Below are 20,193 nucleotides of genomic sequence, written 5' to 3'. Positions count from 1 at the left end.
CCATGACCCACGCAGACGACGAGGACGAGTTCGGCGCGTACCACGCGCTGGGCGAGGACTCCGACGACCACCGGTGGGCGTTCGGCACCGGTTTCGTCGACGCCCTCGAAGGCATCGACACCACCGTGCCGGCAGGCGTCGACGGCGACGCGCTCGCGGCCTACTGCCTCATGCTCGGTGACGACGCCCTGATCTACAGCCACCGCCTCCAGCAGTGGGTCACCCGGATGCCCGAGCTGGAGGAGGAGACGGCGATCGCCAACATCGCCCTCGACCTGCTCGGCCAGGCCCGGATGCTGCTGGCCCGCGCGGGCCGCGCGGACGGCACCGACCGCAGCGAGGACGACTTCGCCTTCCGGCGCGAGGAGAACGTGTTCCGCAACAGCCGCCTGGTCGAACGCCTCGACGTCGACTTCGGTGAGCTCGTGGCGCGGCTGCTCGTCTTCTCCACCCACCGGCTCGCCCTGTTCGACGGGCTGCAGCACTCCGCCGACCCGGTGCTCGCGGCGATCGCGGCCAAGGGTGTCAAGGAGCTGACGTACCACCGCGACTACGCCGCCCAGTGGGTCGTGCGCCTCGGCGACGGCACCGAGGAGTCGCACCGCCGCGTGCAGGCGGGGCTCGACGTCGTGTGGCCGCTCGTCGACGAGCTGTTCGTGGCGCACCCGGTGGAGGAGTCCCTGCCCGAGGTGGCGGTCGACGTCACCGCGCTGCGGGCCGAGACCGACATCGTGCTCGACACCGTCTTCGCCACCGCCGGTCTCGACCGTCCGCAGGCCGCCCCCATGGCCATGGTGCGGGGCCGCAACGGCCGCGACGGCGTGCACACCGAAGCCCTGGGCTACGTGCTGGCCGAGCTGCAGAGCGTGGCTCGCGCCCACCCGGACGCGACGTGGTGACCGCCACGGCCACCCGGGCGTGGGAGGTCGCCGCGGCCGTTCCCGATCCCGAACTGCCCATGGTCACCCTGGCCGACCTCGGGATCCTGCGCGACGTCGAGGAATCCGCCGACGGGCACGTGGTTGTCACCATCACCCCGACCTACTCGGGCTGCCCCGCCATGCGCGAGATCGCCCACGACCTGCGGCACCGGCTGGTCGAGGCGGGCTACGGGGACGTCGACGTCCGCCACCGGCTCGCGCCCGCGTGGACCACCGACTGGATCACCGCCGGCGGCCGGGCCAAGCTCGCCGCGGCCGGCATCGCGCCGCCCTCGGCCGCCCCCGCTCGCACCGGCCCGGTGCCGTTGACCCTCACCCCGGTGCGCCACGCCGTGGCCTGCCCACGGTGCGGTTCGGTCGACACCACCGAGACCTCCCGCTTCAGCGCGACCGCCTGCAAGGCCCTCCACCGCTGCGGTTCCTGCGCCGAGCCGTTCGAGTACGTGAAAGAGATCTGATGACGACCACCCACGACCCCGCCGTGCGCCGCGCCTTCCACCCCCTGCGGGTCGCAGCCGTGGAGGCGCTCACCGACGACGCCGTGGCCGTCACGTTCAGCGTCCCCGCCGAGCTCGCCGACCTGTTCGCGTTCGCGCCCGGCCAGTCGCTCACGGTCAGACGGGGCGAGGAACGCCGGTCGTACTCGATCTGCGCCCCGGCCGGGCGCCCGCCCCGCATCGGGGTGCGGGAGGTGCCCGGCGGGGCGGTGTCCGGCTGGTTGATCCACGAGGTCCGGGCCGGCGACACGCTCGAGGTGCAGGCGCCGACCGGGTCCTTCACCACCGACGTCACCGTCGCGGGCGACCACGTCATGCTCGCGGCGGGCTCGGGCATCACGCCCGTCCTCTCGCTCGCGGCCTCGGTGCTGGAGGGCGACCCCGACAGCACGGTCACCCTGCTCTACGGCAACCGGCGCAGCGACTCGGTCATGTTCGCCGACGAGGTCGCCGACCTCAAGGACGCCCACCCGGCGCGGATGCGGCTGGTGCACGTGCTCTCCCGCGAGGCGCAGGAGGTCGATCTCTACACGGGTCGCCTCGACGCCGACAAGCTGCGATCGTTGCTGCCAGCAACGGTGGAGGCCGACGCCGTCGACCACTGGTGGTTGTGCGGCCCGTTCGGCATGGTCACCGACGCCGTCGGGGTGCTCACCGCCGCGGGGGTCGACGACCGCCGGATCCACCGCGAGTTGTTCTACGTCGGCGACGACCCGCCCGAGCAGGTCGTCCACGACGACGGCCCGGCGCTCGAGGGTGCCGAGGTCACCGTGGTGCTCGACGGCCGGTCCTCCTCGGTCACCGTCCCCGGCGACGTGTCCGTGCTCGACGCCGCCCAGAAGGTGCGCCCGGACCTGCCGTTCGCCTGCAAGGGCGGGGTGTGCGGAACCTGCCGGGCGTTGGTCACCGAGGGCGAGGTGCGAATGCGCCGCAACTACGCGCTCGAGGCGAGTGAGGTCGAACAGGGCTACGTGCTGACCTGCCAGGCCCTGCCGGTCAGCGACCGGGTGACCGTCGACTACGACAGCTGACCAGGATCACCTGTCGCGGGTGGCTTCCTCGCGCACGCGGTGAGGGACCCGCAGCAACCGGATCGACGTGACCAGCACCAGGCCGCCGACGATGTTGCCGAACGACGACCACGCGAGCGCGCCGAGCGTGTCGAGCACGGTGTAGTCCACCTGGCCCGCGAACAGCCCGCCGGTCATGAGGATGGTGTCGAGGACGGCGTGGAACAGCTGCGCCCCGACCAGGACGAACGACATGAGGACGGCCGGCACGATCTGCACGCCGAGCTGGTCGGTCGCGTGCTGCATCCGGGTCAGCAGCGTGATGACGACCCCGGCGAGGACCGCGAGCGCGAAGCTCTCGAACGAGACGCCGAGGTCCGCGTAGTGCGTTCCGGACTCGCGCACGGTCGGACGGATCGAGGGCACGCCCGCCACGACCAGGCCGACCATGATGATCCCGCCCGCGAGGTTGGTCACGAGCGTCACGACCCACAGCCGGATCAGCTGCAGGACGCTGCCGTGCCGTGCGACCACGGCCGTCACGGGCACGAGGAAGTTCTCGGTGAACAGCTCGCTGCGGGCCATCAGCAGCGCCACGAACCCGACGGTGAACGCCAGCGCCCCCAGCAGGGAGCTGCCGGTCTCGTGCTCCACGACCAGGTAGGCGAGGATCCCGACGCCGACGTCGACGCCACCGAGGAAGCCCGTCGCGACCAGGGGCAGCAGGGGCCGGTCCAGGCGTTCCTGCCCCTCCGTGACCAGGCGCTCGAACGCGAGCTCGACCTCGTCGTCGGTGCGGTCACCCGGATCCGGGGCGAGGCTGCCCGAGCCCGCGGAGTTGTCGCTCACCGGGACACGACCGCGGGGAACGGGGCGTCGAGCACCGCGGCCAGGCGGCCGGTCGGCCCGGTGCCGGTGAGGACGTCGACGGTGAAGTCGGAGGCCAGGCTGGTGAAGGTGCGACCGTGGCGCAACATGGCGTGCTTGCCGCCCTCGACCCGCACGTAGGTGACGTCGGTCGTCGACTCCAGACGCTCCGCCACCGCCAACGACGCCTGCGGGCTGGCGATCCGGTCGCGGTCGCCGTGCACGATGAGGACGCGACGGCCCTCGAGGCCACCGGTCTGGACGTCGGTGTCGTAGAGCCACGGGGCGAGCGCGACCACCGACCGCACCGGACCGGAGTCGCCGGACAGCAGCGCCGCCCGGCCGCCGAGGGAGTGCCCGACGAGCCCGACCGGGAGCTCACCGAGACGCGCCTGCACCTCGCCGAGCGCCCAGCGCACGTCGGCCACCGGTGTGTGGCGGCTGTCCCACCCGCGGACGCTGTTGAGCAGGCGGAACACCGCCAGCCGGCCCTTGCCCGCCCGGGCGATCCGCCGGGCGATCGGCACCATGCGCAGCACCGACAGCTGGGTCGGGCTCACCATGACCTGGCCGCCGCGGTTGCCGCCGCCGTGCAGGACCAGGACGACGCCGACCGGGTCCCGGGGGACCTTCACGTCGACCAACCGCGGGGAGTAGTTCACCTGGTGGACATGCCCATCCGACACCGGCGCGACGCGTGGCCGCGCCCTCAGTCGTCCTGTCGTCGGAACAGCAGGATGTCGAGGTACTTCTGGCCGTACGGGGTGAACTGCTGTTCCTCCCGCACGTAGCTGCTGTCGTCCTCCACGCGGTCGGCGTGCCGGGCGTAGGCGCGCATGAGGACGACGACGACCACGAAGCCGACGGCCATGCCGATCCAGAGCACCACCCCTCCAGTGTGCGCTCCGGCGGCGCTGACCGCCGGGTGGCTCAGGACGGGCGCGGACCGGCGTCGGCGACGACGTCGAGCAGCGGGGTGCCGTTCGGGTCGGTGACCCAGGTCGACAGGTACCAGTCGACATCGGCGAGATTGGCCGGCGGCGAGCACCGGAACGTGACGGTGTGGGTGCCCCGGCGCAGCGTGACCGGGGCACTGCGCCGCACCGGCGGGTCGAGCGTGAAGTACTTGATCGGCGGGTTGCCGGTGACGTCGGCGTCGGGCACGGGGTCGCCGTCGACCGCGATCGCGACCTCGCCGCCCGCGACGTACGCGAACGCGACCTCCCGGTCGTCGGTGAGCGTGATCGTGGTCAGGGCGGTGCCGACCGTCGACACGTCGAGCGGGGCGTTGTCCCAGACCCGGAAGCGGACGTTGACCCGCTGGGCCAGGCTGCCGAAGTCGATGTCGGTCGGGTCGATCGCCCAGCTGGTCCAGCCGGTCACCTCGCCGGCTGCGTTGTCGACCCGCACCCACCACGACGGCAGCGCCGGGTCGAGGACCGCGCTGACGTGGCGGCGGGCGACCTCGAACTCGCCCCACCGCACCGTGACCTCCACCGACCAGCGCGCCGGGTGCAGCGTCCCGTCCCACGGGAACGGGGCGTCGAGGACGAGCTCGGTCCCGGCCACGTCGGTGCGCGGGACCTCCACGGTCTCGACCCGGCCGTCGCGCTCGAGGGTCCAACGGGCGTCGACCTCGGCGAGGGGGCCGTGCTCGGGTGCGGCGACCACGACGCGGCCGAGGGTCACCACCGCCTCGTCCGGTGTCGTGTACTCCAGCACCTGCACGGCCGGGCCGCCGAGGCGCGCCACCCCGAGGGCCCGCGCGGGGGAGTCGAGCGGCAGGTCGAGCACGGCGGCCACCGGGTCGGAGTCACTACCGGTCACCACGGCGAGCTCGGCCGCCCGCACCTGGGAGTCGTGGTCGGAGCCGACCAGCGAGAGATCGGAGCGGCAGGACACGTCGACGGTGAAGGCGTCGGCGGTGCGCGGCACGGGCACGGTCAGCACGGTGTCCTCCCAGGTCCACCCCGCGGCCGGCGCGTCGTCGAGGACGACGGCGGCGGGTTCGACGACGAACGGCAGCCGGATCGTGTACGAGCGTTCGATGCCGGGTGCAACGGTCAGCACAGCTCGCGAGGGGTCGGGCATCGCGAGCGTGAGGTCGGTCCACCGTCCGGTCTCGGCGTCGGTGGACTCGCCGTCGTCGTCGTAGACCCGGGCGGTGCCGTCGTGGGCGCCCGCGCCGAGGAAAACCTCCAGCGTCAGGTGTTCCGGGGTCTGCGTCGTCGGCGTCACCCGTGCGAGCGGGAGGATCGTCCCGGGGCGCACGAACTGCGGGATCCGGTCCAGCGGCACACCGAGCCGCACCCACCGCGGGCCGGTGAACGATTCACCGGTCCCGCGCTCGATCCAGACACCCTCGGGCAACCACACGTCGGCGTCGGCGAGCCCGGTGGTGGTGTCCATCGGCCGCACGACCGGGGCGACCAGCAGGTCCGGCCCGAGCAGGTACTGCGAGCGGGCGAGGTAGGAGCCGTCGTGCTCGGGGTCGATCCACGCCGTGGGGCGCACGAGCGACGCGCCGGTGTCGACGGACGTCCGCGCCGCCGTGTAGAGGTAGGGCAGCAGCTCGTACCGCAAGCGGAACGCCTCACGCGTGAGGTCCTCGACCTCCTCGCCGAACGCCCAGGGCCGACGGTCGGACTCCTCCTGGTTGTTGCTGTGCAGCCGCAGCACCGGGCTCACGGCGCCGAACTGGACCCACCGCACGTAGAGCTCCGGGTCGTCGGGGCCGCTGTGGCCGCCGATGTCGTGGCTCCACCAGCCGTAGGCGACGTTCGCGCCCGCGGCGGTGTAGCGGGGCTGAAACGCGAGCGCACCCCACAGGGCGAACGAATCACCCGAGAAACCCACGGGATACCGGTGGCTACCGAGTCCGCCCCACCGGCTGAAGTCGACCGGGCGTCGTCCGGCGCGGCGGTGCATGTCCTCGAAGTGGAGGTGGTTCAGCCACGTGAGGGGGTCCATCCCGCGGACGCCGGTGGTGCGGCCCTGCTGCCAGTCCATCCACCAGAAGTCGACACCGTCGTCCTCGAGCGGGTGGTGGAGCAACTCCAGGTAGTTGCGGACGAACTCGCGGTCGGTGATGTCGAAGGGCACCGGATCGCCGGTCTCGGGGTTGATGTCCATGCGCTCGGCGAACTCGGGGTAGGCCGTCTCGAAGCTCTGCACGCCCTGTGCAGGGTGCAGGTTGAGCGTGGTCTTCAGGCCGCGGGAGTGCAGCCAGGCGAGGAACTCCGGCGGGTCGGGGAACAGGTCCCGGTTCCAGGTGTAGCCGGTCCAGCCGTCGGGCAGGTGCCAGTCCATGTCGATGACGACGACGTCGAGCGGGAAGTCCCGCGCCGCGAACTCCTCGACCAACGCACGCAGTTCGGGCTCGGTGTACGCGTGGTACCGCGACCACCACGCCCCGAGGACGAAGCGGGGGATCATCGCCGGCCGGCCACCGAAGCGGGTGTAGTCGGCCACCGCGTCGCCGTAGGCGTGGCCGTAGCCGAAGAAGTACCAGTCCAGGACGCCCGTCTCGCGCTCGGTCGGCCAGCCGGTCGAGTCGAACACCGCCAGGTCGCTGTCGTCGTGCAGCGCCCACCCACTGCGACTGACCAGACCGGGTTCGAGCACGGCGTCGCCGCGGCAGTCGTCGACCGTGCGCCGGGCGCCGCCGAGGTTCGCGTGGTCGACGACGCCGGGGTGCCAGGTGGTGGCGACGTCGCCGCGGAGCTCGACCGAGAGGTTGCCGGCGTGGAACGGACGGCCGTCGTCGGTGTACCGCAGCAGCAGGTCGCCGGTGTCGACGGTCGTGGTGGCGCCGTCGGTGGCCGCGGTGAACTCCGGCACGGGGCCGCGCCGGACCGGGAACGCGTAGCTGGCCCGGTCCTCGAACGGCTGCCCGCCCGTCCACTCCAGGCGGATCAGCCGGGAGGTGAGCACGGTGAAGCGGGCGGGTCCGGCCGTCACCACGGCGGCGGGGTCGGCGACCGGCTCACCGCGGAAGCGGATCCGGTCCAGCGTGTCGTCGGCCATGGGTTGCAGCCTGTCACGATGGGCGGGTGACGTGGACCGCGCCGGGGGGACCCGAGGTCGAGGGCCCGACGACCGGGCCGGAGCGCCCCCTGCTGGCGGGGTACCTCGCGTGGCAACGGGCGAAGCTGCTGCACGCCTGCGCCGGGCTCACCGGTGAGCAGCTGGCCACGGCCTCGTGCCCGCCCTCGACCCTCACGCTGCTCGGGTTGGTCCGGCACCTCGCCAAGGTGGAGCGGACGTGGTGGCGGATCCGGCTGGCGGGCGAGGACGTGGCCCCGCTCTTCCCGCCGGGCACCGATGACGACTTCGACCTCCTCGACCCCGCCCGCGCGCCGTTCGAGTTCGACGTGCTGCACGCCGAGTGGGCCGCGGCCGACGCCGTGGCCGCCCGCCACGACCTCGACGACGAGTTCGACTCGAAGGGCGACACGATGTCGGTGCGGATGCTCCACGTCCACCTCATCGGGGAGTACGCGCAGCACAACGGCCACGCCGACCTGCTGCGCGAACGCGTCTTATCCTCGCGGGGGTGACGACGACGTCGGCGGGTCCCGACCACGCGGCCGCGCTGCAGCAGGCCCTGCCGGACAGCACGTTCGTGACCGACGCCGACGTGCTGGCCTCGTTGGCGCACGACGACGCGGAGTGGGCGCCGGTCGGGCGTCCGGCGGCCGCGCTGCGCGCCCGGTCGACGGCCGAGGTGCAGGCGGCGGTGCGTGCGTGTGCGCAGGCGCGGATCCCGGTCGTGACGCGCGGGGCCGGCACGGGACTCTCGGGCGGTGCGAACGCGGTCGACGGCTGCCTGGTGCTCGACGTGTCACGGATGGACCGGGTGCTGGAGATCGACACCGACGACCTGGTCGCGGTCGTCGAGCCCGGCGTGGTCAACGACGACCTCAAGGCCGCGGTGGCCGAGCACGGGCTCTGGTACCCGCCCGACCCCGCGAGCGCGCCGTGGTCGACGATCGGCGGCAACGTCGCGACCAACGCCGGCGGCCTGTGCTGCGTGAAGTACGGCGTCACCCGCGAGTACGTCCTCGGGTTGGAGGCCGTGGTGGGCGGGCCCGCGGGGGAGTACGGCACCCGCGTGCGGCTGGGCCGGCGCACCGCCAAGGGCGTGGCGGGTTACGACCTCACGGGTCTGTTCGTCGGCTCCGAGGGCACGTTCGGCGTGGTCACCCAGGTGACGCTGAAACTGCGACCGGCGCCGCTCGACGCGCCCCGCACCGTGATCGGTGCCTTCGACTCGTTGGTCGACGCCGGCAACGCCGTGGCCCTGGCGACCAGGGAACGGTTGCAGCCTGCAGCACTCGAACTGCTCGACCGCGCGTGCCTCACCGCCGTCGAGGAGTGGAAGCACCTGGGGCTCGAGGCCAGCGCGGCGGCGCTGCTGCTCGCCCGCATCGACTCGCCGGGGGCGTGGGGTGAGCAGGAGGCAGCCGCGACGGCCGACGTGTTCCGACGGTCCGGCGCAGCGTGGGTGGAGCAGTCGACCGACGCCGCCGAGGCCGAGGCGTTGTTCGCGGCGCGTCGGCTCGCCTACCCCGCGTTGGAACGGCTGGGGCCGGTGCTGACGGAGGACGTGTGCGTCCCCCGTTCGAAGGTGCCCGCGATGCTCGCCGCGACGGAGGAGATCGGCCGTCGTCACGGGGTGCAGTTGGCGACGATCGCCCACGCCGGCGACGGCAACCTGCACCCGCTGCTCATCACCCCGCCGGACGACGACACTGCGCGGGCCGCGGCCGAGGCGGCCTTCGAGGACATCCTCGCCGCGGCGATCGGGATGGGCGGGACGGTGAGCGGCGAGCACGGCATCGGGTTGCTGAAACGCCGTGGCATGCAGGACGAACTCGATGCGGGTGCACTGGCGATGCAGCGGGCGGTCAAGGCGGCGCTGGACCCGCTCGACCTGTTCAACCCGGGCAAGGTCGTGGGGGACGCGTGAGCCCGCGTCGTCGGCCGAGCCGGTGCGGAGCGCCGTTGTCGGGGGCGGCGGCTAGCGTCCGCGACCATGAGCATCGCCCGCACGTTCTGGGAGGCACTGGAGGCCCGCGACTGGCCGGCGTTCGGCGCCACCGTGACCGACGACGTCGTGGCGTGGTGGCCGCAGTCGCGCGAGCGAGTGCGCGGTCGCGACGCACTGGTGCGGTTCATGGCCGAGTTCCCGGGCGACTGGCACCTGCGGGTCGAGCGCGAACACGCTGACGCATCGGGGGCGGCCACCTTGATCGACTTCACGGTCGACGGTGAAACGGTTCAGGGTGCAACGTTCTTCGATCTCGACCACACCGGTCGCATCACCGGTTTCACCGAGTTCTGGCCCGATCCGTACGAACCGCCGCCCGGCCGGGCGCACCTGGTCGAACACGTCGCTCGCTGATCCGCGCGTTCTCACGCCCCCGCGCGTGACGAATCCCACCCCGGCGCGGTGCCCCGGGGCGGCGACGGCACCATGGAAGGGCCTGCCGGCTCCGCTCCAACCCCTGCGCGTGCTCCATCGATCCAAACCGGAGGTCGAGCTGTGCCACCGACGCGGGCGAACCTCGCCTACCCCCGCCGTGACACCCGTCCTGTCGCGGACGACGTCAAGATCCTGAACTGGGCTCGCAACGCCGCCCTGGCCCCGCGCGAACGGGTGCAGACCCCGTGGTCCGAGGCCGAGGTCCAGAACGTCCTTGCGTCCGGGTCCGACCCGGTCCGCGCCATCGGCACCCGGATGTCCCCGGGGCGCCTGCTCGACCTCGGCGGGACGAACGGCACCCTGCTGGACCTGCGTCACCTGCGTGGACCGGTCGAGGTCACCGCCGACACCGCGACCTTCGGTGGCGCGACGCCGCTCCAGGAGGTCTACGACGTCCTCTCGGCGAGGGGACGGATGCTGCCGTCGTCGCCCGGCGTCATCGCCGAACAGACCCTCGCCGGTGCCCTCTCGACCGGCACCCACGGTCAGGGTCTGCGGCAGGGCATCGTGGCCGACTCCGTGCTCGCCGTCCGGGTCGTGAGCGCCGACGGCGAGGTGCGGGTGTTCGACCGCGACCATCCGTGGTTCCCGGCCGTCCAGCTCGGGCTGGGCACGCTCGGGGTCACCACGCAGGTCACGGTGCGCACCGTGCCGTCACCGGTCTACACGTGCCGCAAGACCGCTGTCGGCGCGGGCGGGCTGGAGTACGACATCGTCGCGTGGAACCGCGACCACGAGCTGGTGAAGGCCTGGTGGTTCCCCGACCAGGACCAGGTACAGCTGTGGGCGGCCCGCGAGGCGGACGCGGAGGAGGTGGCCCGCTACCGAGCCGCGGGGAGTGGGTTGCTCGAGCACGCCGGTACCACGGACACCATGAACGCGACGGTGGACCAGCACCTCGAACACCTGCGGGACGACACCGGGATCGTCGACACCGACGGCAAGCCGTACCGCACGGTGCAACGGTTCCGCGACTTCACCGACGTCACCGGCGACATCTACCAGGTGTTCTGCCGCGGTATCGCCACCCCGCAGATCAACGTGGAGATCGGTGTCCCGCTGTCGCGCGCCGGCGAGGTCGTGGCAGCGATCAAGGAGTGGCACGCACGGACGCGTCCGCACCTGCACTACCCGATCATCCTGCGCTGCACCGGGCCGTCGGGGGCCTGGCTGAGCCCCTCGCACGAGGAGGCGACCTGCTACTTCGGGTTCGTCGTCTACTACGCCGACGACGGCTCGCTCTCCCGCGAGGGTGAGGACTTCCTGCGCGCCGTCGAACGGGTCCTGGCCGAGCACGGCGGACGTCCGCACTGGGGCAAGTACTTCGACGAGTCGCTCTACGACTGGTCGGCGCTCTACCCCGCGTGGGACCGGTTCCGCGCGGTGCGTGATGCGCTCGACCCGGGCCGCCGCTTCGCCAACGCCTTCACCTCGGGGTTGTTCGACGGCGGGGAGCGAGCGTGAACGCTTGGGTCACGCTGCTCACCCAGCCGAACTACCTCGCCGGCGTGCGCACACTGCGCGCCTCGCTGACGGAGTCCGGCAGCACCGCGCCGCTCGTCGTCATGGTCACCGACGGCATCGACGCCGACAGCCGCGCGCTGCTGGAGCGCGAGGGCTGCCTGGTCCGGCCGGTCGAGCCGGTGCGCCCGCGCCCGGATCTGCCCGACCACTACGCCAACGCCCGCTTCGCCGAGGTCTGGACCAAGCTCGCGGTGTGGCGCCTGGTCGAGTACGACCGGGTGGTCTTCCTCGACGCCGACATGCTCGTGGTCCGCGGCATGGACGAGTTGTTCACCCTCGAGCTGCCGACCGGTGGCATCGCCGCGTGCCACGCCTGCCGGTGCAACCCGAACCGCATCCCGAGCTACCCCGCGGACTGGGTGCCGGCGAACTGCTTCTACACCTACTGCCGCGACGCCCGACAGACCACCGAACCCGGCGTGGAGAACCACCTCAACGGTGGCCTGCTCGTGCTGACACCCGACGACGCGGTGTACGAGGACATGCTGGCCCGGCTGGCCGAGGTCGACGACCTCTCGGCGTTCCCCTTCGCCGAGCAGGACTTCCTCGACGCTTACCACCGCGACACCTGGCGGCCGCTGCCGTACGTCTACAACACCCTGAAGACGTTGCGGTTCCAGCACCCGCAGATGTGGGACGCCGACGCGGTGAAGAACATCCACTACATCATCGACAAGCCGTGGCAGCACCACCCCGATCCGGACGACAAGTACTTCGACGTCGAGACATTGTGGTGGGATGTCGCGCTCCGGGCCGGCACCGCGCCCGAACTCTCCGTGAGCTGAGGCCCCGCGAACTCAGCCCTCCGGGTCCTCCCCGACCAGGCCGTCGACGTTCTCGCGGAGGAGGTCGGCGTGCCCGACGTGCCGGGCGTACTCCTCGACGAGATCCATGAGGATCCGCGGCATGTTCGGCGACTCCCCGCTGCCCGACACGTAGGCGCCGAGGTGGTCCATGCCGCCTTCGGCCAGGGCGCCGGCGGTGATGACGCGGGACTTCTCGACCGCGGAGGTCCACATCGCCATGAGGTCCTCGGGGGAGTCGTCCGCGGCCGTCCGCCACTCCCACTCCGGGTCGGCGTCGAAGTCGACGGTGTCCCACGGCGGGCCGGGGGGACGGTTGAACAACATCTGCGAGAAGTGGAAGTCCTCGACGAGCGCGAGGTGCTTCAGCAGGCCGCCGAGCGTCATGGTCGAGGGCCCGAGCGTCTTGCGCATCCCCTCGGCGTCGAGCCCGCCGCACTTCCACGCGACGTAGGACCGCAGCCGCTCGAGCTCACCGACCACGGCCGCCTGCTCGTCCCCGGCGATGGGTGGTTCGACGTCAGCCATGGCCACGACGCTAGGACAGTCCACCGACGACGTCACGCGTGCTCAGATCCGTGTCGGCAGCTACCGGCGCCTCGTCCGCCGCGCATCAGTGATGCGTCTGAGGCGTCATGGCACGAGAAACGGATCAGTGATGCCGCCCGGGGGTCCAGTAGTTCGCTCGTTGGGCGGCGCGGATGCGTTCACAGGAACGCGACGGCGCGGCAGGATGTGCCCCGTGACAGGGCTTCCCGAACCCCAGCCGGTGCTCACGCCGCTCACCGAGGCGGCCGTCTTCCTGGTGCTCACCGTCGCACCCGGCGGCGAGGACCAGGTGCGCGACGTGCTGGGTGACCTCGGCGCGGCGATCAGGACCGTCGGGTTCCGGGTGCCGGAAGGTGAGCTGGCGTGCGTGTTGGGCATCGGGTCCGCGCTGTGGAGCCGGTTGTTCGACGGGCCGCGGCCGCGCGAACTGCACCCGTTCCAGCCGCTGCGGGGCGCCACGCACACCGCGCCGTCGACACCCGGCGACCTGTTCGTGCACCTGCGGGCCAAGCGCATGGACCTGTGCTTCGAGTTGGCGCGGCAGTTGCGGGAGCGGTTCGGACCGGCGGCGCAGGTCGTCGACGAGACCCACGGGTTCAAGTACTTCGACGAGCGTGACCTGCTCGGGTTCGTCGACGGCACCGAGAGTCCCCAGGGTGGGCACGCGCTGCGGGCTGCGATCGTCGGCGACGAGGACCCGGCGTTCGCCGGCGGGAGCTACGCCGTGGCCCAGAAGTACCTGCACGACCTCGCGGCGTGGAACGCGCTGCCGGTGACCGAGCAGGAACGCGCGATCGGACGCAGCAAGCTGGAGAACATCGAGCAGGACGACGACGTCAAGGCCTCGAACTCCCACCTCGTGCTCAACGTCATCGAGGACGACGACGGCAACCAGCTGCAGATCGTCCGCGACAACATGCCGTTCGGCCACGTCGGTGACGACGAGTACGGGACCTTCTTCATCAGCTACGCGGCCCGGGTCTCGACCACGGAGACCATGCTGCGGCGGATGTTCATCGGCGTACCCGAGGGCAACCACGACCGCATCCTCGACTTCTCCCGGGCGGTCACGGGCGGGCTCTTCTTCTGCCCCAGTGCCGACTTCTTCGACGACCTGCCGCCCCTGCCTTCGGAGTGATCCGCCGAGCCGGTTGACGGTACGCAAGTGTAAGTGCATGCTTACCGTTCGTGAGCACTGACCGAGCAGGCGACAGCTTCGACGCCCTGGGCGACAGCACCCGGCGCGCGATCGTCGACCTGCTCGCCCGGCGGCCGCACGCCGTGGGGGAACTCGCCGACGTCCTGCCGGTGAGCCGGCCCGCCGTCTCGCAGCACCTCAAGGTGCTCAAGGACGCCGGGCTGGTCGACGAGCAGCCCGCCGGCACCCGCCGGATCTACCGGCTGCAACCCGCCGGGGTGGCCGCGATGCGCGACCAGCTCGACTCCTACTGGCGCGACGCCCTGGCCCAGTTCGCCGAGCTGGCCGACGCCGCCGACCCGATCGAGACCGACGATCCCGCCGAACCCGAGGAGCAGCACCCGTGACCACCACCGAGACCACCTCCGTCCGCCGCGAGGTCACCGTCGCGACCACGCCCGCGGAGGCCTTCCAGCTGTTCACCGCGCGCTTCGACGAGGTCAAGCCGCCCGACCACACGCTGCTCGACGCGCCGCTCGCCTCGACCACGCTCGAACCGCACGTCGGCGGGTGGATCGTCGACCGCGGCACCGACGGCAGCGAGTGCCGCTGGGCCCGCATCCTCGCCTTCGACCCGCCGCACCGGCTGGTGTTCAGCTGGCGGATCGGCCCGGACTGGAGGCTGGTCGTCGACGACGCGAACGCCAGCGAGGTCGAGGTCACGTTCACCGACGTCGGGGGTGGCCGCACGCAGGTCGTGCTCGAGCAGCGCCACCTCGAGCGGCACGGACCCGGCTGGGACTCGCTGCCGGGAGCGCTCGGCTCCGAGAACGGCTGGCCGCTCTACCTCCAGCGTCTCGAGGCCCTGACCGCCGCGGTGTAGACAAGAAGGGTGACGCAGACGCCCGGGAACCAGTCGCCTCTCCGCTTCGGCTACAAGGCCTCCGCCGAGCAGTTCGCCCCGCGCGCACTGGTCGAGTTCGCCGTCGAGGCGGAGCGGGTCGGGCTGGACTCGGTGTGGGTGAGCGACCACTACCAGCCGTGGCGCCACGAAGGTGGTCACGCTCCGTTCTCGCTGTCGTGGCTCGCCGCCGTGGGGGAGCGGACCGAGCGGGTGCTGCTCGGGACGTCGGTGCTGACCGCCACGTTCCGCTACAACCCGGCCGTCATCGCCCAGGCGTTCGCGACCCTCGACTGCCTCTACCCCGAGCGGATGATCCTCGGCCTGGGAACCGGCGAGGCGCTCAACGAGACCTCGGTGACCGGCGTCGAGTGGCCGGACTTCAAGGGCCGCTTCGCGCGGCTGCGTGAGGCCGTCCGCCTGATGCGGCAGCTCTGGACCGAGGACAACGTCGACTTCGACGGCGAGTTCTACAAGGTGCACGGTGCAACGGTCTACGACAAGCCGTCGAAGCCGGTGCCGGTCTACATCGCGGCCGGCGGCCCGGTGGTGGCCAAGTACGCCGGCCGCGCGGGTGACGGCTTCATCTGCACCTCCGGCAAGGGCATGGAGCTCTACACCGACAAGCTGCTGCCGGCCGTCGCCGAGGGTGCCGAGGCCGCCGAGCGCGACCCGGCCTCGATCGACACCACCATCGAGATCAAGATCAGCTACGACCGCGACCACCAGCAGGCGCTGGAGAACTGCCGCTTCTGGGCGCCGCTGTCGCTGACCCAGGAGCAGAAGCACTCGGTCGACTCGCCGGCCGAGATGGAACGCCTCGCCGACGAACTGCCCATCGAGCAGGTCGCGAAGCGGTGGATCGTCGCGTCGACCCCCGACGAGGCCATGGCCCAGATCCAGCCCTACGTCGACGCCGGCCTGCGCCACCTGGTCTTCCACGGCCCCGGTCACGACCAGTCGCGCTTCCTGCAGCAGTTCAGCGAGGACGTCCTCCCCGCCCTCCGGGCCCTCTAGGAACTGCCGAATCCTGTGTACTCCTGCGGCCCCAGGCTGCAAGAAGACACAGAATCCGGTTCAAGCCAGGCCGCGGACGGCGCGTAGCGGGGGGCGGTGGCCGAGGACGACGCCGACCATGTCGAGTGTCTGACGGGTCTCCCGCACGTTGTGGGCGCGGAACACCCGGGCGCCCCAGGCCGAGGTCAACGACGTCACGGCCAGGGTGCCGGTGAGGCGCTGGTCGACGGGCAGGTCGAGCGTCTCGCCGACGAAGTCCTTGTTCGACAGCGACATCAGCACGGGCCAGCCGGTCGCGACGAGTTCGGGGACGGCGCGGGTCACGGCCAGCGAGTGATAGGTGTTCTTGGCGAAGTCGTGGCCCGGGTCGATGACGATCCGGCTCGGGTCCACCCCGACCCCGACCGCGTGGTCGGCGAGGCCGGTGAGTCCGGTGAGGACGTCGGCGACGACGTCGGGGTACTGCACGCGGTGCGGCCGCGTGCGCGGCGCGACGCCGCCGGCGTGGGTGCAGACCAGGCCCTTGTCGAGTTCGGCCGCGACCACAGCGAGCTCCGGGTCCCAGCCGCCCCAGGCGTCGTTGAAGACGTCGGCGCCGGCTTCCGCCGCGGCCCGGCCGACGTCGGCCCGCCAGGTGTCGACGCTGATGACCAGATCGGGGAACTCGGCCCGGACGAGCGCGACGAAGCCCGCGGTGCGCTCGATCTCCTCGGCGACGGGGATCTCCTCGCCCGGCGCGGCCTTGATCGCCCCGATGTCGATCATGTCGGCGCCCTCGGCCACGACGGTCCGCACCCGCGCCAGCGCGGCGTCGGCGGCGAACGTCGCGCCCTGGTCGTAGAACGAGTCGGTCGTGCGGTTGACGATCGCCATCACCACCCGGTCGGTGGCGCCGAACGTCCGCGCACCCCAGCGCAGGTCGGTCACGCGTCCACCGTAGGTGGGGCGATCAGGGGGTCGACGACGGCCAGCACCTTCGCCTCCAGCCGGGCGATCCAGTCGGCGCCCTCCCGCTCACTCGCGCCGGTCGGATCGCCGAGCACGCCGTTGGGGCTCACCGCGCGCACCCCACCCTCGCGCAGGGCGGGCAGCAGGTCCGCGACGGGCGTGGTGACCCCCGCCTCCGCCTGGTCGGTGCGGACCAGTTCGGGGTGCAGGTGCAGCAGCATCGAGGTCTCCGCCCGCCCGGCGTGGGCGTCCATCCCGGCCAGCCCGAGGTGCACGACCTCGAGGCGCCGACCCTCGTAGCGGCACCGCTCGGCGGCCTGCCGCAACGCGTCGGCGTTGCCGCCGTGCCCGTTGACGACGACCACGGCGTCCCAGTCGGCCGACGCGTACCGGACCAGTTCCACCACCACGGTGCACAGCGCTCCGGTCCCGATCGACACCGTGCCGGGGAAGCCCTCGTGCTCCCCGCTCGCTCCGAACGGGACCGCGGGTGCCAGGCCGACGGCGGGCCGGGCGGCGTGGACGCGGGAGGCCACGCCCTCGGCCACGAAGGTGTCGGTGGCGAGCGGCAGGTGCGGGCCGTGTTGCTCGAGCGACCCGGTCGGGACGAGCAGCACCCGACGCTCCGACCCGGCCACCTCCGGCCAGGTGGCGCGGCGCAGCGGCCTCACGCGCGGGTCCTTCCGCGCACGCGCGGCAGCAACGGCGCGATCCGCCGGGCACGGGCCGCACCCTCCAGTACGCCGACCGAGTACGCCAGATCGTCGAGCAGCCGGCTCACCACGACAGCCGGCAGGTCGCGCGTACCGAGGCTCTCGTCGCGCCGGGCCCGACGGACGATGTCGAGCAGGCCGGTCGCGGCGACCAGCGCCAACACCCGCCGCCGTTTCGGCGAGATGATGCACAGTGCAACGGTCAACGGCCACCACGGCCGCAGGGCGAAGCGCCCAAAGGACACCGCGGCGATGCCCTGGCCGTATGCCGCGAGGCGCAGGGCGTCCGCGGCGGGCAGGGACCGCAGCGTGCGCGGCGCCACCGCGACCGAGGCGGCGGCGCCGGCGACCGCCAGCCACGGCCGGACGGCGATCCCCAGCAGCCACGGGACGATCGAGAAGACCGAGACGTCGGCGTGACGGACCACGCCGGGGTGACGCGCGTCGAGCAGGGCCGCGCCGCTGCCGTAGAAGCGACGGCGCTGCAGCACGGCGCGCAGCGACGGTCGCGGTGCGTGCCACACCGCCACCGAGGGCACGTACCGCACCACGCCTTCCTCGCGCAGCCGCCACACCAGGTCGACGTCCTCGGCCACCGGCATGGCCGCGTCGAACCCGCCGATCCGTTCGAAGGCCGACCGGTCGACCAGCAACACCGCGGTCGGCAGGTAGCCGACCGGGCCCCCGGGCACGACGTCCGCCGGCACCGGTCCGAGGTCGAGACCGCCCGCGAACCGTTCGACCTGGCCGCCGAGACCTCGTGACGCCCGGCTCCGGACGCGCGGACCCACGGCGACGACCGCCGGATCGGCCCGGGCCGCGGCCAGCAGCTGGCCCAGCCAGCCGGGTTCGGGATCGACGTCGGCGTCGACGAAGGCGACCCACGTCGTCGTCGCCCGGGCGGCGCCGGCGTTGCGGGCCGCGGCCGGGCCGGTGGGCGTCGGGTTCCGCAGCACGACGAACCCGTTACGGCACGCCACCGCCCCGTCCGCGAGCAGTGCATCCTGCAACGGTTCCGGTGAGCCGTCGTCGACGACGACGACCGGTACGCCGTCGGGGACGGCAGCCAGCACGGCGGCGACCGGCCCGGGGGCCGAGAGGGCGGGGATGACGACCGTGACGTCGTCGACCGCGGTGTCGTCGACGTCGGGCGGCGGTGGCAGGAGCAGGCCGTAGCGCACCAGCCGGTCGGTCAGGATCGTGAGGCCGGGTGGCGGGGGTGCGGTCGTCCCGAGCAGGTCGGCGAGCCCGCGCGCGCCCTCGGGCGACAGCCGTACGACCCGGAACGGGGCACCGCCGGCCAGTCGGTCGTCGCGCAACCGCAGCACGCCCGGGGCGAGCGACCACGGCCGGCCGGACGAACGGGCGCGGGTGGCCTCGGTCATCCGGTGAAGCCGCCGTCGACCGCCACCGCCGTCCCGGTCACCGCGCTGGCGGCGTCGGAGCAGAGATAGCCGACGGCGGCGGCGATCTCGGTCGGGTCGAGCAACCGCCCGAGACGTTGGTGCACGGCGAAGTCCTCGACCGAGTCCAGGCCGTAGACCTCTGCGGTGCGCTGCAGCAGGTCGGTGCGGGTGCTGCCCGGCATCACCGCGTTGGCTGTCACCCCGTGCGGCGCGAGGTCGGCGGCCAGCGCGCGGATGTAGCCGAGCGCGGCGTGCTTGCTGGCGACGTACGAGGCGAGCAACGGCAACCCGCGGGTACCGGCCGACGACACGACGGCGACGAAGCGGCCCCGGCGGGGCTCGGGCGCGGCCAGCAGGCGCGGCACGGCGGCGCGGGCCAGGTTGACCACGCCGTGCAGGTTGACGGCGAGGTCGAGCTCGAAGTCGTCCGGGTCCTGCTCCCACGCCGGTCCCTGCCCCGCCATGAGTCCGGCCACCGCGACCGCCGCCCGCAACGGCCGGTCGCCGGCGGCGTCGACGAGTGCGGCGACCGAGGCCGCGTCACGCACGTCGCACGTGACGGCCGCGACCTCGGCGCCGATGTCCCGGCACCGGGCGGCGCTGCGGTCGAGCGCCCCGCCGTCGGCCAGGCGGTAGCGCAGGCCCGGCACGGTGTCGGTGAACGGCACGTCGCCGAGCACGAGGTCCCACCCGGCGAGCGCGAGTTCGACCGCGACCGCCGCGCCGATGCCCCGGGCCGCGCCGGTGACGACGGCGAGCGGCCGGTCGAGCGACGCCGCCGTCACGTCAGCCCCGGGAAGCCGTCGGCGAGTTGCCCCAACGCGTCGTCGAGCATGGCCGCGAGCTCGGCGTCCGGGTGCAGCAGCCACTGCTCGTACGCCGCCAGCGTGGCGCCGAGGGCGGTGTGTCCGACGGTGACCGGGAGCAGGTCCGCGGCGGCCGCACCCGTGCGCGCCGCGACGAACGAGGCGATGACCTCGCGCCACTGCACGAAGCGCAGCGTCGAGCTGGCGAACAGCGTGGGCACCTGCAGGATCAGGCTCATCCGCTCACGGTGTGCGGGGACCTGCTCCGACGGCAGGAAGTTGAAGTCGACGACGGCGCGCCGCACCGCCTGCAGGACGGGGTCGCCGGGAGGGACGGCGTCGAACCAGGCACGGAACCGGTCGAGTTCGGCGTCGAAGTCACCCCAGACCAGGTCGGTCTTCGACGCGTAGTACCGGAAGAACGTCCGCCGGGCGATGCCCGCGGCCGACGCGATGTCGTCGACGGCGGTGTCGTCGAAGCCGCGTTCGGCGAACAGGGCGAACGCCACCTGCTCGAGCTCGGCCCGGGAGGTCGACGGGCGTCGTCCCACCCGCGCGCGGGTGTCGAGCGCGTCGGCCGTCACCC

General features: G+C 72.6%; 22 protein-coding genes. 12 read left to right on the top strand and 10 right to left on the bottom strand.

Translation table 11 applies throughout. From position 1 onward, the window contains the following. Positions 1–2 precede the first annotated feature (2 nt). The 3 genes from paaC to paaE are packed head-to-tail and all read left to right on the top strand — an operon-like array spanning position 3 to position 2,469. Entirely contained in the window at positions 3–899 is an 897-nt protein-coding gene (gene paaC / locus ACXR2U_RS08430) for a 1,2-phenylacetyl-CoA epoxidase subunit PaaC (protein ID WP_458824525.1), read from the top strand. Then, a complete protein-coding gene (gene paaD, locus ACXR2U_RS08425; RefSeq protein WP_458824524.1) occupies positions 893–1,399 on the top strand; it encodes a 1,2-phenylacetyl-CoA epoxidase subunit PaaD in 507 nt (168 codons plus the stop codon). The genes paaC and paaD overlap by 7 nt, the downstream gene beginning before the upstream one ends. Then, entirely contained in the window at positions 1,399–2,469 is a 1,071-nt protein-coding gene (gene paaE, locus ACXR2U_RS08420) for a 1,2-phenylacetyl-CoA epoxidase subunit PaaE (RefSeq protein ID WP_458824523.1), read from the top strand. Before paaD ends, paaE begins: the two co-directional genes overlap by 1 nt. A 6-nt stretch (positions 2,470–2,475) precedes the next feature. Here paaE and ACXR2U_RS08415 read toward each other — a convergent pair whose 3' ends face one another. The 4 genes from ACXR2U_RS08415 to ACXR2U_RS08400 all read right to left on the bottom strand — a co-directional run bounded on the left by ACXR2U_RS08415 (position 2,476) and on the right by ACXR2U_RS08400 (position 7,341). After that, a complete protein-coding gene (locus tag ACXR2U_RS08415; RefSeq protein ID WP_458824522.1) occupies positions 2,476–3,297 on the bottom strand; it encodes a formate/nitrite transporter family protein in 822 nt (273 codons plus the stop codon). Further along, entirely contained in the window at positions 3,294–3,950 is a 657-nt protein-coding gene (locus ACXR2U_RS08410) for an alpha/beta hydrolase (RefSeq protein WP_458824521.1), read from the bottom strand. Before ACXR2U_RS08410 ends, ACXR2U_RS08415 begins: the two co-directional genes overlap by 4 nt. 74 nt (positions 3,951–4,024) lie before the next feature. Continuing rightward, positions 4,025–4,204, bottom strand: a complete 180-nt coding sequence (locus ACXR2U_RS08405; protein ID WP_458824520.1) for a hypothetical protein — start codon at positions 4,202–4,204, stop codon at positions 4,025–4,027. 41 nt (positions 4,205–4,245) lie between these two features. Further along, entirely contained in the window at positions 4,246–7,341 is a 3,096-nt protein-coding gene (locus ACXR2U_RS08400; RefSeq protein ID WP_458824519.1) for a glycoside hydrolase family 31 protein, read from the bottom strand. Positions 7,342–7,367: 26 nt separating this feature from the next. On the opposite strand from ACXR2U_RS08400, the gene ACXR2U_RS08395 reads away from it, so the two are divergent. From ACXR2U_RS08395 to ACXR2U_RS08375, 5 genes are all read left to right on the top strand, one after another. After that, positions 7,368–7,874, top strand: a complete 507-nt coding sequence (locus tag ACXR2U_RS08395; protein WP_458824518.1) for a DinB family protein — start codon at positions 7,368–7,370, stop codon at positions 7,872–7,874. Then, on the top strand, positions 7,871–9,286 hold the full coding sequence (locus ACXR2U_RS08390; protein ID WP_458824517.1) for an FAD-binding oxidoreductase: 1,416 nt from the start codon (positions 7,871–7,873) through the stop codon (positions 9,284–9,286). The genes ACXR2U_RS08395 and ACXR2U_RS08390 overlap by 4 nt, the downstream gene beginning before the upstream one ends. Before the next feature lie 66 nt (positions 9,287–9,352). Beyond that, positions 9,353–9,721, top strand: coding sequence for a nuclear transport factor 2 family protein (locus ACXR2U_RS08385; RefSeq protein WP_458824516.1), 369 nt, complete (start codon positions 9,353–9,355; stop codon positions 9,719–9,721). 141 nt (positions 9,722–9,862) lie between these two features. Continuing rightward, positions 9,863–11,266, top strand: coding sequence for a D-arabinono-1,4-lactone oxidase (locus tag ACXR2U_RS08380; RefSeq protein ID WP_458824515.1), 1,404 nt, complete (start codon positions 9,863–9,865; stop codon positions 11,264–11,266). Next, the gene (locus tag ACXR2U_RS08375) at positions 11,263–12,111 is read left to right on the top strand and encodes a glycosyltransferase family 8 protein (protein WP_458824514.1); all 849 of its coding nucleotides are present in this window, start codon (positions 11,263–11,265) and stop codon (positions 12,109–12,111) included. Before ACXR2U_RS08380 ends, ACXR2U_RS08375 begins: the two co-directional genes overlap by 4 nt. Before the next feature lie 12 nt (positions 12,112–12,123). On the opposite strand, the gene ACXR2U_RS08370 is transcribed toward ACXR2U_RS08375, so the two are convergent. Then, the gene (locus ACXR2U_RS08370; RefSeq protein ID WP_458824513.1) at positions 12,124–12,657 is read right to left on the bottom strand and encodes a mycothiol transferase; all 534 of its coding nucleotides are present in this window, start codon (positions 12,655–12,657) and stop codon (positions 12,124–12,126) included. Positions 12,658–12,862: 205 nt separating this feature from the next. On the opposite strand from ACXR2U_RS08370, the gene ACXR2U_RS08365 reads away from it, so the two are divergent. From ACXR2U_RS08365 to fgd, 4 genes are read left to right on the top strand one after another with little or no spacing between them, the layout of a single operon-like run. Then, positions 12,863–13,816 (top strand): Dyp-type peroxidase, encoded by a 954-nt coding sequence (locus tag ACXR2U_RS08365; RefSeq protein ID WP_458824512.1) that lies wholly within the window; start codon positions 12,863–12,865, stop codon positions 13,814–13,816. 50 nt (positions 13,817–13,866) lie between these two features. Then, a complete protein-coding gene (locus ACXR2U_RS08360) occupies positions 13,867–14,223 on the top strand; it encodes an ArsR/SmtB family transcription factor (RefSeq protein WP_458824511.1) in 357 nt (118 codons plus the stop codon). Further along, positions 14,220–14,699, top strand: coding sequence for an SRPBCC family protein (locus tag ACXR2U_RS08355; RefSeq protein ID WP_458824510.1), 480 nt, complete (start codon positions 14,220–14,222; stop codon positions 14,697–14,699). The genes ACXR2U_RS08360 and ACXR2U_RS08355 overlap by 4 nt, the downstream gene beginning before the upstream one ends. 9 nt (positions 14,700–14,708) lie before the next feature. After that, on the top strand, positions 14,709–15,734 hold the full coding sequence (gene fgd / locus ACXR2U_RS08350) for a glucose-6-phosphate dehydrogenase (coenzyme-F420) (RefSeq protein ID WP_458824509.1): 1,026 nt from the start codon (positions 14,709–14,711) through the stop codon (positions 15,732–15,734). A gap of 60 nt (positions 15,735–15,794) precedes the next feature. On the opposite strand, the gene folP is transcribed toward fgd, so the two are convergent. From folP to mftR, 5 genes are read right to left on the bottom strand one after another with little or no spacing between them, the layout of a single operon-like run. Beyond that, positions 15,795–16,607: a dihydropteroate synthase gene (gene folP / locus ACXR2U_RS08345; protein ID WP_458824535.1), complete on the bottom strand. Its 813-nt coding sequence runs from the start codon at positions 16,605–16,607 to the stop codon at positions 15,795–15,797. A 50-nt stretch (positions 16,608–16,657) separates the two neighbouring features. After that, positions 16,658–17,353: a mycofactocin biosynthesis peptidyl-dipeptidase MftE gene (gene mftE / locus ACXR2U_RS08340; protein WP_458824508.1), complete on the bottom strand. Its 696-nt coding sequence runs from the start codon at positions 17,351–17,353 to the stop codon at positions 16,658–16,660. Next, a complete protein-coding gene (mftF, locus tag ACXR2U_RS08335; RefSeq protein ID WP_458824507.1) occupies positions 17,350–18,780 on the bottom strand; it encodes a mycofactocin biosynthesis glycosyltransferase MftF in 1,431 nt (476 codons plus the stop codon). Before mftF ends, mftE begins: the two co-directional genes overlap by 4 nt. Continuing rightward, the gene (locus ACXR2U_RS08330; protein WP_458824506.1) at positions 18,777–19,586 is read right to left on the bottom strand and encodes an SDR family oxidoreductase; all 810 of its coding nucleotides are present in this window, start codon (positions 19,584–19,586) and stop codon (positions 18,777–18,779) included. The genes mftF and ACXR2U_RS08330 overlap by 4 nt, the downstream gene beginning before the upstream one ends. Next, the gene (gene mftR / locus ACXR2U_RS08325; RefSeq protein WP_458824505.1) at positions 19,583–20,191 is read right to left on the bottom strand and encodes a mycofactocin system transcriptional regulator; all 609 of its coding nucleotides are present in this window, start codon (positions 20,189–20,191) and stop codon (positions 19,583–19,585) included. The genes ACXR2U_RS08330 and mftR overlap by 4 nt, the downstream gene beginning before the upstream one ends. Between the last annotated feature and the right edge of the window lie 2 nt (positions 20,192–20,193).

The sequence above is a fragment of the Jatrophihabitans sp. YIM 134969 genome, assembly GCF_054456675.1.
Note: the sequence above shows the minus strand (reverse complement) of the source record. Positions and strands in the feature narration are given on the sequence as shown.

What these genes read in the sequence shown, in the direction of transcription:
- mftF (WP_458824507.1), bottom strand. Translation starts at nt 18,780, where the DNA reads ATGACCGAGGCCACCCGCGCCCGTTCGTCCGGCCGGCCGTGGTCGCTC.
- paaE (WP_458824523.1), top strand. Translation starts at nt 1,399, where the DNA reads ATGACGACCACCCACGACCCCGCCGTGCGCCGCGCCTTCCACCCCCTG.
- ACXR2U_RS08385 (WP_458824516.1), top strand. Translation starts at nt 9,353, where the DNA reads ATGAGCATCGCCCGCACGTTCTGGGAGGCACTGGAGGCCCGCGACTGG.
- ACXR2U_RS08365 (WP_458824512.1), top strand. Translation starts at nt 12,863, where the DNA reads ATGTGCCCCGTGACAGGGCTTCCCGAACCCCAGCCGGTGCTCACGCCG.
- paaC (WP_458824525.1), top strand. Translation starts at nt 3, where the DNA reads ATGACCCACGCAGACGACGAGGACGAGTTCGGCGCGTACCACGCGCTG.
- folP (WP_458824535.1), bottom strand. Translation starts at nt 16,607, where the DNA reads ATGGCGATCGTCAACCGCACGACCGACTCGTTCTACGACCAGGGCGCG.
- ACXR2U_RS08400 (WP_458824519.1), bottom strand. Translation starts at nt 7,341, where the DNA reads ATGGCCGACGACACGCTGGACCGGATCCGCTTCCGCGGTGAGCCGGTC.
- ACXR2U_RS08370 (WP_458824513.1), bottom strand. Translation starts at nt 12,657, where the DNA reads ATGGCTGACGTCGAACCACCCATCGCCGGGGACGAGCAGGCGGCCGTG.